This window comes from Phenylobacterium sp. (assembly GCF_037189685.1).
Taxonomy (GTDB): Bacteria; Pseudomonadota; Alphaproteobacteria; order Caulobacterales; family Caulobacteraceae; genus Phenylobacterium.
The window spans coordinates 1-13,334 of sequence record NZ_JBBCIT010000002.1 but is presented as its reverse complement, the minus strand read 5'-3'; the positions used below and the strand labels follow the sequence as shown (position 1 = coordinate 13,334).

Below are 13,334 nucleotides of genomic sequence, written 5' to 3'. Positions count from 1 at the left end.
CGATGGATTTCGACGAGACGGCGGTCCCTGGCTACGGGGGCCTGCTGCGCCTCGACGGCCAGGTGTTCGTGGTCCTGGGCGCGGGGCAGGGGATCGGGCGGCAGTCGGCCCACGCCCTGGCCCAGGCGGGGGCGACGGTGGTCTGCGTGGGGCGGCGGGCCGAGCCGACCGAGAGGGTGGCGCGTGAAGTCGGGGGCGTGGCCATCGTCGCGGACGCGCAGGATCGCGGCGACATGGTGCGGCTCTTCGACGAGGTGCGCACGCGGTTCGGCAAGCTGAACGGCATCGTCGACATCATCGCCATCGGCATCCGCGGCGGCGTGCTCGACATGACCGACGACGACTATCAATGGCAGCATGACAACGTCCTGCGGCACGCGTTCCTGGCGCTGCAGCTGGGGGCGCCGCTGATGCGGGACTCGGGCGGCGGGGTGGCGGTGCTGGTCAGTTCGGTCGCCGGCCAGCACGTCTGGCCGGGCATCACCCTGGCCTATTCCATCTTCAAGGCGGCCCTGGACCACATGACGCGCGTCGCGGCGGTGGAACTCGGCCCCCTGGGGATCCGCGTCAACACCGTGTCGCCAGGGCTCATCAAGACGCCACGCTGGCAGACCCAGACCGCGGAATGGTACGAACGCGTCGCGCAGCGCTACCCGGTGCGCCGGATCGGCGAGCCGTCCGACATCGCCAGCGTCATCCTGTTCCTGTCCAGCGAACTCTCGCGCAACATGACCGGCCAGGTGCTGGTGGCCGACGGGGGGCTCACGATCCAGTCGCCATCTCCGGTGCCGGACGACATGCAGGGCTGGTCGCGCTGAGCCGACCTCAATGCATATGTAATCTCGCGGCGCGCCCTCAGGAATTCGATGGCGCGCAAGCAGGACTGCTTGAACAATGTCAGAAATAATCTCCAGAGATCAGTAACTGGAGATTGCGAGATGTATTAGCACACGCCGTCTTGGCGTGGGCTGCAGAAAAACGCGCGCTGTAGACTGGGATACGTCTTGTCTGCCGCGCGTGAAAAATATGATCGAGGGGAGACGTCCATGTCGCTGAAGGTTGCCTGCTGCCGTTCCAGCGGCCTGGGATTGATGGCCGTCGCCGTTCTCGCGGGCGGCGGCGCGGCCGCCGCCGAAGCGGCGGACCAGGCTGTGATCGAAGAGGTGGTCGTCACCGCGCAGCGCCGCGAAGAGTCGCTGCAGAAGGTGCCCGTGGCGGTCACGGCGCTCTCGTCCGAGAAGATCGCGGACAGCAACATCCTTTCGAGCCAGGAGCTGGACGTCCTGACGCCCGGCCTGGTCACGACGACCGTCAACGGCAACGCCCAGACCTACATCCGCGGGGTCGGTTCGCAATCGACGGTCCTGGGCACGGAGAGCTCGGTCGCCACCTACGTGGACGGCGTCTACATCGCCTCGACGAGCGGCGCGGTGTTCAGCCTGAACAACATCGCGCGGGTGGAGGTGCTCCGCGGGCCGCAGGGCACGCTGTTCGGGCGCAACGCCACCGGCGGCGTGATCCAGGTCGTCACCCGCAAGCCGCAGCAGGAGCCGACGCTGAACGCCAGCGTCACCTACATGAACTACGAGACCGCCATCGCATCGGTCTATGGATCCATGGGGCTGACGGACACGATCTCGGCCAGCCTCGCCGTCTATGGCCAGGATCAGGGGAAGGGCTACGGGCGCAACATCTTCCTCGATCAGAAGATCAACTACACCAACGAGTTCGCGACCCGGGGCCAGCTCCTGTTCGAGCCGGGCGAGCGCATCACCGTGCTGATCTCGGCCGATTACGACCGGCAGCGGAACGACATGGGGACCAACCGCCAGACCCTGGCCGGCACGCGCACGATCCTGGGCGGGCAGCGGGTGGGCGGCCCCTATGACGCCAACTACGACTTCCCGGTGTTCGCGCGGAGCCACCAGTGGGGCGTCAGCCAGGACGCCAGTCTCGACCTGGGGTTCGGCGTCCTGCGCAGCGTCACGGCCTTTCGCCGGTACTACTGGAACAACCACTACGACCAGGACGTGACGCCGGCGCGCATCATCGACGTGGTGCGCGACGAGAAGACGCGGACGTTCCAGCAGGAGTTCCTGCTCTCCGGCGGAACCGACCGCTTCGATTGGACCGCCGGCCTGTTCTACTTCAACATGAAGGCGTCCATTCAGCCGATCTCCACCGAGGCGGCGCCGGTCTCGGCGACCAACGTGGGGCGCTTCTCGCAATCGGACCTCGACTCCTACGCGGCGTACGCCCAGGGCTCCTACGCCGTGACCGACGCGCTGAAGCTCACCGCGGGCGTGCGATACACCAAGGACAAGACCACGCTGAACGGCGCGCTCGTGGCCCTGCCGGGCCATCCGCTGGCGGCCGGCACGATCCTGGCGTCGGTGCGGGATCTGGATCTGTCGGCGAGCAAGGTGACCTGGCGGTTCTCGGCCGACTATCAGGTCACCCCGGACGTCCTGCTCTATGGTTCGATCAGCCGCGGCTTCAAGAGCGGCCAGTTCAACCTGACCTCGATCACCCAGATCCCGACCGACCCCGAGACGCTGGACGCCTACGAGGTGGGCTTCAAGTCCGACCTGCTGGACCGGCGCCTGAGGATCAACGGCACGGCCTTCCGGTACGACTACAAGGACATCCAGCTCGTCCAGGTGGCGCCGCCGCCGATCAACATCCAGACGCTCAACGCGGCGGGCGCCCGCATCAACGGGGCCGAGTTCGAGGTGCTGGCCGTCCCGCCGATCGGCGCGGGGCGCCTGGAGCTGGGCGCGACGCTGACCCTTCTGGATGCGAAATACACCGACTTCCCGGGATCGCCGTACTTCGTGCCGAACCCCTACGCCGCGCCGCCGCCGGGGGTGACCTGCGCCAACCCGATCTCGACGGCGCCGGGCGGGAACACCTCGTGCGTCACCGACGCGACGGGCAAGCGGATGATCCGGGCGCCGAAATGGACCCTCGGGCTCAACGCCGACTACATCGTGCCCGTCGGCCCGGGTGACCTGCAACTGACGGCCAACTACTACATCAACGACGGCTTCTACTGGGAACCGTCGAACCGGACGCGGCAGAAGCAATACGAGGTCCTGAACCTCCAGGCGGCCTACAGCCCGGCGGACAGCCCCTGGCGCTTCCGCATCTTCGCGCGGAACCTGACGGACGAGCTCTACTACTCCTCGGTCAGTGAGCAGGCGGTCGGCGATCTGGCGACCGCGCAAGCGCCGCGCACGTACGGCATCGGCATCGACTTCCGCTGGCGGTGAGCAAGCCGCCGCGCCCCGCGACGGACGGCGAGGCCCGCTGGGCCTTGCTGGTCCTCTTCGTCGTCGCGCTGTTCAACTACGTCGACCGGTCCCTGCTCTCCATCCTGCAGGTGCCGATCAAGGCCGAGCTGGGCCTGTCGGACGCCCAGCTCGGCGCGCTCACCGGCCTCTCGTTCGCGCTCTTCTACGCGTCGGCGGCGCTGCCCCTCGCGCGCCTCGTGGACCGCTGGCGCCGCACCTGGATCATGGCCGCCGCCCTGGCGGTCTGGTCCGGCATGACGGCGCTGAGCGGCTTCGCGACGGGCTTCATCACCCTGATGCTGTTCCGCATCGGGGTTGCGCTGGGCGAAGCGGCCAGCGTGCCGGCCACCCACTCGCTGCTGTCGGACTACTTCCGGCCGAACTGGCGCGGCACCGCCTTCGCCGTCTGGGCGTTCGCGTCTCCGATCGGCATCATGCTGGGGGTGTTCTCGGGCGGCTGGCTCACCGAGGAACTGGGCTGGCGCAACAGCTTCGCGGTCATCGGCCTGGCCGGCCTGCTGCTGGTGGCGCCGCTGATCCTCCTGCGCGAGCCCCTGCGCGGTCAATCGGACGAAGGCGGGACGCCGGCGGCCGTCGAGCCGCCGCCCCTGCGCGAGGCCATAGCCCGCCTCTGGGGTTCGGTGGCGTTCCGGCTGCTGGTGGCGGGAACCACCCTTCAGGGCTTCGCCTATGTCTCGCTGCTGAACTGGTCGCCGTCGTTCTACGCCCGGGTGCATGAACTTCCGCTGAGCGAGGTCGCCGTGTGGGCGGCCCTGATCATCGGCGTGGGCGGCGGCGGGGGCGCGCTGCTCGGCGGCGCGATCGTCGACAGGCTCGCGCGCCAAGACCGCCGCTGGTACGGCTGGGCGCCCGCGACCACCTGCCTGCTGGCGGCGCCCTTCGGCCTGATCCAGTTCCTGACGCCCTCCACCGATGTATCCATCGCGGTCGGGTTCGTGGCCGCCTTCCTGGCCGGAGCCTATGTCGCGCCGGTGAACGCGACGGCGCAGTCGCTGGTGCCGCCTTCGATGCGTGGGTTCACCTCGGCCGTCCTGCTGCTCATCCCGACCATCTTCGGCGCGGGACTGGGCCCCTTCCTCACCGGCGTGGCCAGCGACGTCTTTGCGACCTATCTTGGCCTTGGAGCCTCCTCTCTCCGCTACGCCCTGGCGCTGATCCTGTTGGCGTCCGTGGCGGCGGCGGCGTTCCTGTTCCGGATGGGCGGCCATCTGGGACGGGGACCGAGCGGCGCGACTGTCTGACCACCGACCCGACGGAGATCCCGAATGTCCGCTCTGCGGCCCCGCCGAAGCGCCCTCTACATGCCCGCCGCGAACGCCCGCGCGATCGAGAAGTCGCGGAGCCTCGACTGCGACGTCGTCATCCTGGACCTGGAGGACGCGGTGGCCCCCGAGGCCAAGGCCGAGGCGCGCCGGCAGGCCGTGGACGCGGTGCAGGCGGGCGGCTTCGGCCGGCGCGAGGTGGTGATCCGGGTCAACGGCCTGGACACGCCCTGGGGCGCCGACGACCTCGCCGCCGCCGCGGCGGCGCGGCCCGACGCCATCCTCGCGCCCAAGGTGTCGTCGCCCGAGGACGTGGCGGCCTACGCGGCGGCGAGCGGCGATTGCCCGCTGTGGGCCATGATCGAGACCTGCGGCTGCCTGTTCCGCCTGGACGCCATCGCGGCGGCGGCGCGCAATACGCCGCTCACGGCCTGGGTGATCGGGACGAACGACCTGGCCAAGGAGATGCGCTGCCGCCTCGACGTCGAACGCCGCCCGCTTCAGGCGGCGCTGTCGCTCGCCGTAGCCGCGGCGAGGGCCGAGGGACTGGTGATCCTGGACGGCGTCTACAACGCGCTGGAGGACGACGCCGGCCTCGAACGGCAGTGCCGCCAGGGCGTCGAGTTCGGGTTCGACGGCAAGACCCTGATCCATCCGCGGCAGGTCCCGGTGGCGAACACGGTGTTCACGCCGACCGAGGACGAGGTCCGCTGGGCGCGGACGGTCGTCGACGCCTTCGCGCAGCCCGAGAACGCCGGCAAGGGCGTGCTTCGGGTCGAGGGCCGCATGGTCGAGCGGCTGCACCTGGAGGAGGCTCGCCGGGCCTTGGCGATCGCGGACGCGGTCGGGGCGTGATCGCGGCCGACGCCCATCCGGCGATCCTGGCGGTCCTGCTGGCGGTCATCGCGGCCGCGGCGGGGCTCGAGCGCGTGCGCGCGTTCCGCTGGCTCCCCGCGCCGGCGATCATCCTCATCTGCACGATCGCGCTGGCCAACGCCGACGTCCTGCCGCACCGGTCCGCCGCCTACGAGCAGATCGCGCGGGTGGCGGTGCCCATCGGGGTGTTCCTGCTGCTGCTCCGGGCCGACATCCGGCGGATCTTCCGCGAGACCGGCGCCCTTCTGGTCCTCTACCTGATCGGGGCGGTCGCCAGCGTGGGCGGGGTGCTGCTGGCCTGGATGCTGATGCCCATGGAGGACGGCGCCCGGATCGCGGCGATTCAGATCGCGAACCTGGTCGGCGGGACGATCAACGTCGTCGCCGTCGCGCACGCGGTGACGCTGGACCCGTCCCGCTTCGCGGCCATGATGGCCGGGGCGGCGGTGGTGATGAACCTGTACCTGGTGGTCGTGGGCGCCCTGGCGGCCCAGCCCAGGCTGCAACGATGGTTGCCCGAACGCGAGGCCGAAACCGTCGACGGCGATCCTGGCGCGGCCGGGAGCGCCGAGGCGGCGGCGGGGCTGGAGTTCCGCAGCCTGGCCCTGATGGCCGCCGCCGCCGTGGCCGTCTACGCCGCCTCCGACGCGCTGGCCGTGGCGATGGGGCGGCCGGAACTCCTGATCGTCTTCGTCAGCGTCGCGGCGTTGATGGTCGCCAACCTGGCCGCCGGCGCCGTCCGGCGCCTCGTGGGCGACCGCGAGATCGGCACGCTCCTGATGTACCTCTTCTTCGCTTCGCTGGGCGCGGGCGTCGACCTGACGCGCTTCGGCGGCGAAGCGGTGCGGGTGGCGCTCTTCATCGCCCTGGCGATCGCGGCGCACATGCTGCTGCTGCTGGCGGCGGGCAAGCTGCTGAAGGCGAGCCTCGCCGAGGTGCTGGTCGCCTCGATCGCCGGCGTGTCCGGCCCGACCACGGCGGCGGCGATGGCGGGGGCGTTCGGCCGCCGCGCCCTGATCACGCCGGGCGTCCTCTGCGGACTTCTGGGGTTCGCCTCGGCGACCTTCGTCGGCCTGGCCGTCTACGCCGTCATCGGGCCCTGAGGCTCACGCGTACAGGACCACCAGCGCCTCCGCCACGCAGGCTGGCTTCGGTTCGCCCTCGATCTCGACGGTGTATTCCGAGCGCATGAGGACGCCGCCCGCCTTGGGCTCGGCGCCCAGCAGCTTCTGCCGTACCCGCACCCGCGCGCCCACCCGCACCATGTTGACCAACCGCACCTTGTCGGCGCCGTAGTTGATCCCGCGCGACACGCCTTCGACCTGGAGCAGGCCCTCGCTCAGGAACGGGATGAGGCTCAAGGTGAGGTAGCCGTGGGCGATCGGCCCGCCGATCTCGCGGGTCGCGCGCGCCACGTCCACGTGGATCCACTGGTGGTCGCCGGTGGCCTCCGCAAACAGGTCGACCCGCTTCTGGTCGATCTCCAGCCAGCCGGAGACGCCGACCTCCCGGCCGGCGAGCTCGTGCAGCCGGTCCAAGCTCACTGTCGTCATGTCGGGATTCCTTCCTGTCTCAGCCGGTGAGCTCGCGTCCGAAGATGCGCCGGGCCACGATCCAGCGCTGGACCTCGTTGGCGCCTTCGTAGATCTCGCCGATCTTGGCGTCGCGGTAGATGGCCTCCAGCATGCGGGGCTCGTTCGCGCCCTGGATCACGCGGGCGAAGCCGTAGGCGCCGCAGACCTGGACGGCGTCGCGGGCGACGTCCACCGCCAGCGACGACCCCACCGTCTTGGCCATGGCCGCCTCGACCTCGGCGGACTGTCCCCGATCGATCAGGAAGGCCGCCTTCTGGTAGAGGCCGCGCGCCTGCTCCAGGGCCATGGCGTGGTCGGCGAAGGTGAACTGCCAGTGCTGGAAGCGGGCCAGTTCGCGGCCGAACACCTTGCGTTGCTCCATGTGGGCGCAGGCCTGGTCGAAGGCGGCCTGGGCGAGGCCCACGCCGACCGCGCCGATCCCGATCCGCCCCAGCATGAGGGCCGAGAGCGCCGCGCGCAGCCCGCCGCCTGCCGCGCCGATGAGATGGTCGTCCGGGGCGAAGGCGTCGCGGAACTCGACGTCGGACGTCAGTTGCGGATGGTTGCCCATCTTGAGGTCCGGATCGCCGACGACCACGCCGTTGTCCCGGGTCTCGACCAGGAGGAAGCTCTGGCGGCCTTCGCCGGACCGGCAGAGGGCCACGATGACGTCGGCCGCGACAGCGTTGGTGATCCAGCGCTTGCGCCCGTTGATCCGCCAGCCGCCCTCGACCTTCTCGGCGACCGTCTGCATCGCGGCGGGCGACAGGTCGGTGCTGGCTCCTGGCTCGCTGGTGGCGAACGACCCCACCAGCTCGCCGCGGACCAAGGCCGGCAGGATGCGGCCCCGGAGGGGCTCGGCCGCCCGGAGCAGGGTCTGGCCGACCAGCAGGACCTGGGCGTCGTAGAGCGCCGAGGCGACGCCGGCCGAGGCGTAGGCCAGTTCCTCCAGCACGATCATGGACGCCAGGGTCGGGAACTCCAGGCCCCGGCCGCCGACATCGCGGGGAAAGGGGATCTCGTAGAGTCCCGCCTTCGCCATGGCCTGGAAGATGTCGCGCGGAAACCCGTCGCGGCGTTCGGGCGTGGTGTTCAGGCGGAAGGCGTGGGGCCGAAGCTGCGCCTCGACGAACGCGCGCGCCTCGGCGCGGATGCGGCGCGTCTCGTCCGGGAGGAAGACGTCGTTGTAGAGGCCGTCGGCGCGGCGGGCGGGATGGGTCATCGGGGCGTCTCGGGGCGTGGCGCGCCGACGCCGGCGCAGAGGGCGATCAAGGGGCGCAGCGTCGGCTGGCGGTCGAGGTCGCGGCAGAACAGGATGGCGGCCTCGGCGTCGGCGGCGCTCAGCGCGCGGGCCGTCACCTGCCGGAACTTCCGCTCCAGCTTCGCCTGCTGGGCCTCGAGGTCGCGGGCCGGCGTGGAGACGTCGGCGGTCACGGCGTGGGTCGAGCCATCCCGCAAGCGGACGGTCACCTGCGTGGCCGGGCTGGCCGCGGTGGCCTCGACCGCCACGCGCCGGCAGAAGGCCTGCAGGTCTTCGCGGGCGGCCGTGGCGTCGCTGAACACGGCCTCGTCCGCCGTGTCCTCGCCGGCGAAGGCCAGCGCGCAGGCCATGCGCAGCGAGAACTTGCATTCCAGGCCCGAGGCGGGCGCCTCGATGTCGCAGACGCCGAGATGCATGGGCATCACCGCCACGCGGGCCTCGGCGATGTCGTCGGGACGTAGCCCCAGGGCGCTCCGCAGCTCGCCGGCCGCCTCGATGGCATTATGGGTCAGGTAGCAGGCCGCGTGGTGCTTGAAGAGGACGTCCACGATGTGGGGCAAGGCCCGCGGGGCGAGCCCTGCGGCGGGATCCGCGGTGGCGGACTGGGTGTCGGCGAAGCCCTGGCGCGAGCCCAGGATGTCGGTGTCGCTGGTGAAGCCTGCCGCCGCCAGCCGGGCGGCCAGGACGCCGGCCTGGGCCGCCCGCCCCGCATGGAACGGCTTGGACATGGTCCCGAAGACGCTTTTCAGGCCCGCGGCCTGCGTGCCGGCCAGGCCGAGGGCGTGGGCCGTCCGTCGCGCATCCAGGCGCAGGAGGGTGGCCGCGGCCGCGGCGGCGCCGAAGGCCCCGAAGGTCGCCGTGCCATGCCAGCCGCGCTCGTAGTGCGAAGGCCCCATCAGCGCGCCCACCCGCGCGGCGGCCTCGACGCCCACGACGAAGGCTGTCAGCACATGGTCGCCCGACGCCCCCGTGGCCTCGGCGAGGGCGAGGAGCGCCGGCGCGATCGGGGCCGTGGGATGGCCCATGACCGCCAGTACGTCGTCGAAGTCCAGCGCATGCCCCATCGTGCCGTTGACCAGGGCCGCGTCGTCGGCCCGCGCCCGCCGCGCCAGGCCCAGGATCGCGGCTTCTCCGGGCGCGCCGGGGCCGAGGGCCAGGGCGTCGACGACCTTGGTGACGGCTGGTTCGGCGCGCGCGGCCAGGGCGACCCCCAGCCAGTCCATGAGGCATTGCTTGCCGACGGTCGCGGCCTCGGGCGCGAGCGGCTCGCGACCCAGGGCCTCGAGGTGCTCCACCAGCGCCGCGGTCACGGGCGATCGTATCGTGGCGTCCACGTCCAGGGTTCCGATCCGTCGGCTCAGAAGTCGGTCACGCCGCGGCGATAGGCCGACAGGAGCCGCCGGCGCAGCGCCTGCTGCCGCGCCTCGGGCGACACGCGCGCCGTCCCGGCGGGCAGATGCCGCTCAAGCTCGTTCAGCGGGACCAGCTTGAGGGCGAAGGGCGGCGCGCCCTCGCTGTCGTGGAGGCGGACGCCCAGAGTGGTCAGGTCGCGGCCGTTGCTGTCGAGCCAGTTCGCGACGCCCGGGTCGGACTGGGCGATCACGAGGCGGAAGCGCCCGTCGGAGTCCATCTGCGCCTGATGGCCGTTGAGCGTCGACTGCCGCATGTGGGGGTGCAGCGCCCCGCCGTAGGCGTCGTTGAGATTGATGCTCCAGTACCGGGCGCGAGGCTGCTCGAACTCGATGATCAGGGCCTCGTTCGCGCGGCAGACCGAATAACCGCAGATGTACTGGACGTTGGCGAAGGCGCCGGTGGCGAAGGTGAAGGGTTCAAGGGTGTTCGGCGGCAGGTCGAACACCTTGTAGGTGTCGCTGGAGGCGACGTCCTGGTTGCTGGACAGCCAGCCGTTCATCATCTCGAACCGCCGCGCCATGACCGCGCGGGTGGGTTGGGGCGGCGGGAAGACCGCGCCCTCGCGCTCGATCACCAGCCGCGCCGGCTCCTCCGTGTCCCAGTCGTAGAAGTACTGGCGCAGATAGAGGAAGCAGTCGCCCTCGGGCAGCTTCAGCGACAGGCCGTCGCGCGGCTCGCGGCTCAGGACGATGTCGATCTCCTCGCCCGGCGGGATCTCGATGCGCCGCAGGCCCAGGGAGTCGACGAGAGGCCGGTTGCGGGTGGCCATGGAGCCGGCGTGGACGATGGCGTCGAAGATCAGCGCCGTCCCGCGATCGCCCCGGATATGGTAGGTGTAGTCGCTGTGGAGCGACGCGATGTGATAGTGCGCGTCGGCGTTCGGGCGGCCCGGGATCCCGCGGCTCATGGTCAGCAGCTTGCCCAGCATGGGGTAGGCCGGATCCCATTCCATGGTGAAGATCGCCCCCATCGAGGCGGCGCGGGCCGTGTTCAGGGCGCAGTCCAGCATGGTGATCTCGGCGAGGCCGGCGCCGGCCTTGCGCACCGCGGCGCGATGGACGTCGAAGTTCCGCTCGGTCACCGCACGGTAGGTTTCGGCGAAGGCGGCCGCCTGCTCGCGTGCGAAGCGCTCCACCTCGTCTCCGGCCGCTTCGCCTTTGGCCACTTCGTCCCTGACGTGGCCGCTCGCGCCTGCCGCCGCAGGCGCCATGGCGACGCCCACGCCCAGGGCCTGCATGACACCGCGTCTGTCCGGTCCGGCCATCGCCTGTTCCCTCGCAGGTCCGGACTGCGGCCGGACTTCCAGCGCATGGGGCAGGCGCGCGGCGCGCGGCGCAATCGAGCGCGGGACATATTACGCATGCATCCAGCGCGCGCCGGGCAATCGCGGTCAGCCGGCCAGTCCTGGCGCCTGGCGGCCATGTATTCGCCGCCCCGCGCGGGCAGTTGCAGATGTAATATCTTCCCCGCGCACCTGACTCTCCCCGCGACGGCCGCCTAGCTTGAAGGCTCGGCGGCTCGGGACCGGCAAGGCCGGCCGCAACGAACAGTTCAGGGCGGAAACCAAGTCATGACCTACGACCTCATCATCCGTGGCGGCTCGATCATCGACGGGACAGGCGCGCCGCGTTTTATTGGCGACATCGCGGTCAAGGGCGGGCGGATCGCCCGGATCGGCAAGGTCGAGGGCCGCGGCGACAAGGAACTGGACGCGACCGGCCTGATCGTCGCCCCGGGGGTCATCGACCTTCACGCCCACTACGACGCGCAACTCCACTGGGATCCCTACTGCACGGCCTCGGGCTGGCACGGCACGACCACCTGCATGATCAGCAACTGCGGCTTCGGCTTCGCGCCCGTCCGCCCGGGCATGGCCGACCGCTACATGCGGATGATGGAGAACACCGAGCAGGTGCCCTACGACGCCATGGCGCGCACCATGCCCTGGACCTGGGAGACGTTCCCCGAGTGGCTGGACCACCTGCGCAGCCTCCCCAAGGGGGTGAACATCGCGTCCTACCTGCCGGTGAACCCGCTGCTGTCCTATGTGATCGGGCCGGACGAGGCCAAGACGCGACCCGCCACGGCCGCCGAGCGGGCCGAGATGCGGCGCATCATGCATGAGGCGATGGACGCGGGCGCGGCGGGCTTCGCCTTCTCGCACCTGGGCGCCGAGGGCAACAGCCACGTCGACCACGACCAGTCGCCCATGCCCTCGGACGTCATGGCCGCGGAGGAGGCCTACAACCTGGCCGATGTCCTGCGCGAGCGCGGCGAGGGCGTGATCCAGACCCTGGTCGAGCTGCCCGGCATGGCCGACCCGCCGCGGAAGATCGTCGAGGAGCTGGCCCGGCGCAGCGGCCGCCCGGTCCTGCACAACATTCTGGTGGCCAGCGGGATCAATCCCGAACAGCACCGCAGCGTGCTGCGCTGGCTGGACGAGATGGCGGCCGAGGGCCTGGAGGTGTGGTCGCAGGGAGCCACGTTCCGCAAGCCGCTCGAAATCACGCCGATGCACTACAACAACTGGGACGCCATCCCGATCTTCCGCGCGCTCAGCGCCGCGCACACCCGCGAGGAGAAGGTGGCCCTGGTGCGCTCGGCGGACTACCGCGAGCGCTTCGAGCGCGAGTATGACGCCGGCCGCATGTGGGAGGTGGGCGGCCCGCTGGAGGTCTACGTCCTGATGGAGGCCGGCCCGGCCAAGGCCTTCGAGCCCTTCATCGACAAGCCCCTGGCCGAGATCGCCCAGCAGACGGGCCGCTCGACGCCAGGCGTCTTCCTCGACCTGCTGGAGCAGTCGAACATGGAGGCCCTGGTCCTCAGCCCCGTGGCCGGCTCGCCCGACTACAACGCGGTCGCCGAGATCGTCCGTCACCCGAGGGTGCTGCCCGGGATCTCGGACGGCGGCGCGCACAGCAAGCACGGCAACGGCGGTTTCTGGTCGACCGACATGATCCTGATGATGCATCGGGAGTCGCAGCTCTTCAGCCTGGAGGAGCTGCATGCGGCGCTGAGCGCGCGCAGCGCCCAGGCGGCCCGGCTTCGCGACCGCGGGACCCTGACGGTGGGCGCGTTCGCCGACATCATGGTCTACGACATCGAGCGCCTGAACTACGATCCGCCGCTGCGCTACGAGGTGCTGCACGACCTGCCCGGCGGCGACTGGCGCAAGGTGAAGCGCGCGGTGGGCATCCGCTACACCATCGTCAACGGCGACGTGACGTTCGTGGACGGCGAATGCACCGGCGCGGTCCCCGGGGTGATCGTGGACCATCAGTCGCGAACCGGCACGCTGCGCGCCGCGGAGTAGGGCGCCGCGGAGCAGGCGGCGCCGGGCCGTCCGCCGTCGCCCTCAGAACGCCTCGGCGGGCAGCTTCATCATCAGCTCGGAGCCGGCCTTGAGCTTGGCGAGGCGGCTGGCGGTCTCGGGCAGGACGCGCTCGAGGTAGTAGCGGCCGACGACCAGCTTGGTCTCGTAGAAGGGGTCGGTCCCGCCGGCGGCGATGCGGGCCAGGGCGGCCCGGGCCTGGAGCGCCCACATGTAGGCCAGGGCGGTGAGGCCGAAGAGGTGCAGGTAGTCGGTGGAGGCGGCGCCGGCGTTGTCGGGGTTGGCCAGGCCGTGCTGCATCAG

General features: G+C 70.9%; 11 protein-coding genes. 6 read left to right on the top strand and 5 right to left on the bottom strand.

Annotation, left to right across the window (positions count from 1 at the left end):
• The first annotated feature begins 2 nt into the window (after positions 1-2).
• The 5 genes from WG212_RS01280 to WG212_RS01260 all read left to right on the top strand — a co-directional run bounded on the left by WG212_RS01280 (position 3) and on the right by WG212_RS01260 (position 6,555).
• Complete coding sequence (locus WG212_RS01280; protein WP_337185254.1) at positions 3-818, top strand: SDR family oxidoreductase; 816 nt, start codon at positions 3-5, stop codon at positions 816-818.
• Between the two features lie 228 nt (positions 819-1,046).
• Positions 1,047-3,272, top strand: coding sequence for a TonB-dependent receptor (locus WG212_RS01275; RefSeq protein WP_337185253.1), 2,226 nt, complete (start codon positions 1,047-1,049; stop codon positions 3,270-3,272).
• Positions 3,269-4,555 (top strand): MFS transporter, encoded by a 1,287-nt coding sequence (locus tag WG212_RS01270; protein WP_337185252.1) that lies wholly within the window; start codon positions 3,269-3,271, stop codon positions 4,553-4,555. The genes WG212_RS01275 and WG212_RS01270 overlap by 4 nt, the downstream gene beginning before the upstream one ends.
• 24 nt (positions 4,556-4,579) lie before the next feature.
• Positions 4,580-5,431, top strand: coding sequence for a CoA ester lyase (locus tag WG212_RS01265; protein ID WP_337185251.1), 852 nt, complete (start codon positions 4,580-4,582; stop codon positions 5,429-5,431).
• Entirely contained in the window at positions 5,428-6,555 is a 1,128-nt protein-coding gene (locus WG212_RS01260) for a DUF819 family protein (RefSeq protein WP_337185250.1), read from the top strand. The genes WG212_RS01265 and WG212_RS01260 overlap by 4 nt, the downstream gene beginning before the upstream one ends.
• Positions 6,556-6,558: 3 nt before the next feature.
• Here the strand turns inward: WG212_RS01260 and WG212_RS01255 are convergent, their stop codons facing one another.
• The 4 genes from WG212_RS01255 to WG212_RS01240 are packed head-to-tail and all read right to left on the bottom strand — an operon-like array spanning position 6,559 to position 10,964.
• Positions 6,559-7,005, bottom strand: a complete 447-nt coding sequence (locus WG212_RS01255; RefSeq protein WP_337185249.1) for a MaoC family dehydratase — start codon at positions 7,003-7,005, stop codon at positions 6,559-6,561.
• A 19-nt stretch (positions 7,006-7,024) separates the two neighbouring features.
• A complete protein-coding gene (locus WG212_RS01250) occupies positions 7,025-8,248 on the bottom strand; it encodes an acyl-CoA dehydrogenase family protein (RefSeq protein WP_337185248.1) in 1,224 nt (407 codons plus the stop codon).
• On the bottom strand, positions 8,245-9,621 hold the full coding sequence (locus tag WG212_RS01245; protein WP_337185247.1) for an MmgE/PrpD family protein: 1,377 nt from the start codon (positions 9,619-9,621) through the stop codon (positions 8,245-8,247). The genes WG212_RS01250 and WG212_RS01245 overlap by 4 nt, the downstream gene beginning before the upstream one ends.
• Before the next feature lie 23 nt (positions 9,622-9,644).
• Entirely contained in the window at positions 9,645-10,964 is a 1,320-nt protein-coding gene (locus WG212_RS01240; protein ID WP_337185246.1) for a DUF1214 domain-containing protein, read from the bottom strand.
• 306 nt (positions 10,965-11,270) lie between these two features.
• On the opposite strand from WG212_RS01240, the gene WG212_RS01235 reads away from it, so the two are divergent.
• Entirely contained in the window at positions 11,271-13,013 is a 1,743-nt protein-coding gene (locus tag WG212_RS01235; protein ID WP_337185245.1) for an amidohydrolase family protein, read from the top strand.
• 42 nt (positions 13,014-13,055) lie between these two features.
• Here the strand turns inward: WG212_RS01235 and WG212_RS01230 are convergent.
• On the bottom strand, positions 13,056-13,334 hold a 279-nt coding region (locus WG212_RS01230; RefSeq protein ID WP_337185244.1), incomplete at its 5' end, for an acyl-CoA dehydrogenase C-terminal domain-containing protein.

Excerpts from the sequence above, each read along its gene's own strand:
- WG212_RS01250 (WP_337185248.1), bottom strand. The coding sequence starts at position 8,248 with ATGACCCATCCCGCCCGCCGCGCCGACGGCCTCTACAACGACGTCTTC.
- WG212_RS01235 (WP_337185245.1), top strand. The coding sequence starts at position 11,271 with ATGACCTACGACCTCATCATCCGTGGCGGCTCGATCATCGACGGGACA.
- WG212_RS01275 (WP_337185253.1), top strand. The coding sequence starts at position 1,047 with ATGTCGCTGAAGGTTGCCTGCTGCCGTTCCAGCGGCCTGGGATTGATG.
- WG212_RS01280 (WP_337185254.1), top strand. The coding sequence starts at position 3 with ATGGATTTCGACGAGACGGCGGTCCCTGGCTACGGGGGCCTGCTGCGC.
- WG212_RS01255 (WP_337185249.1), bottom strand. The coding sequence starts at position 7,005 with ATGACGACAGTGAGCTTGGACCGGCTGCACGAGCTCGCCGGCCGGGAG.
- WG212_RS01240 (WP_337185246.1), bottom strand. The coding sequence starts at position 10,964 with ATGGCCGGACCGGACAGACGCGGTGTCATGCAGGCCCTGGGCGTGGGC.
- WG212_RS01265 (WP_337185251.1), top strand. The coding sequence starts at position 4,580 with ATGTCCGCTCTGCGGCCCCGCCGAAGCGCCCTCTACATGCCCGCCGCG.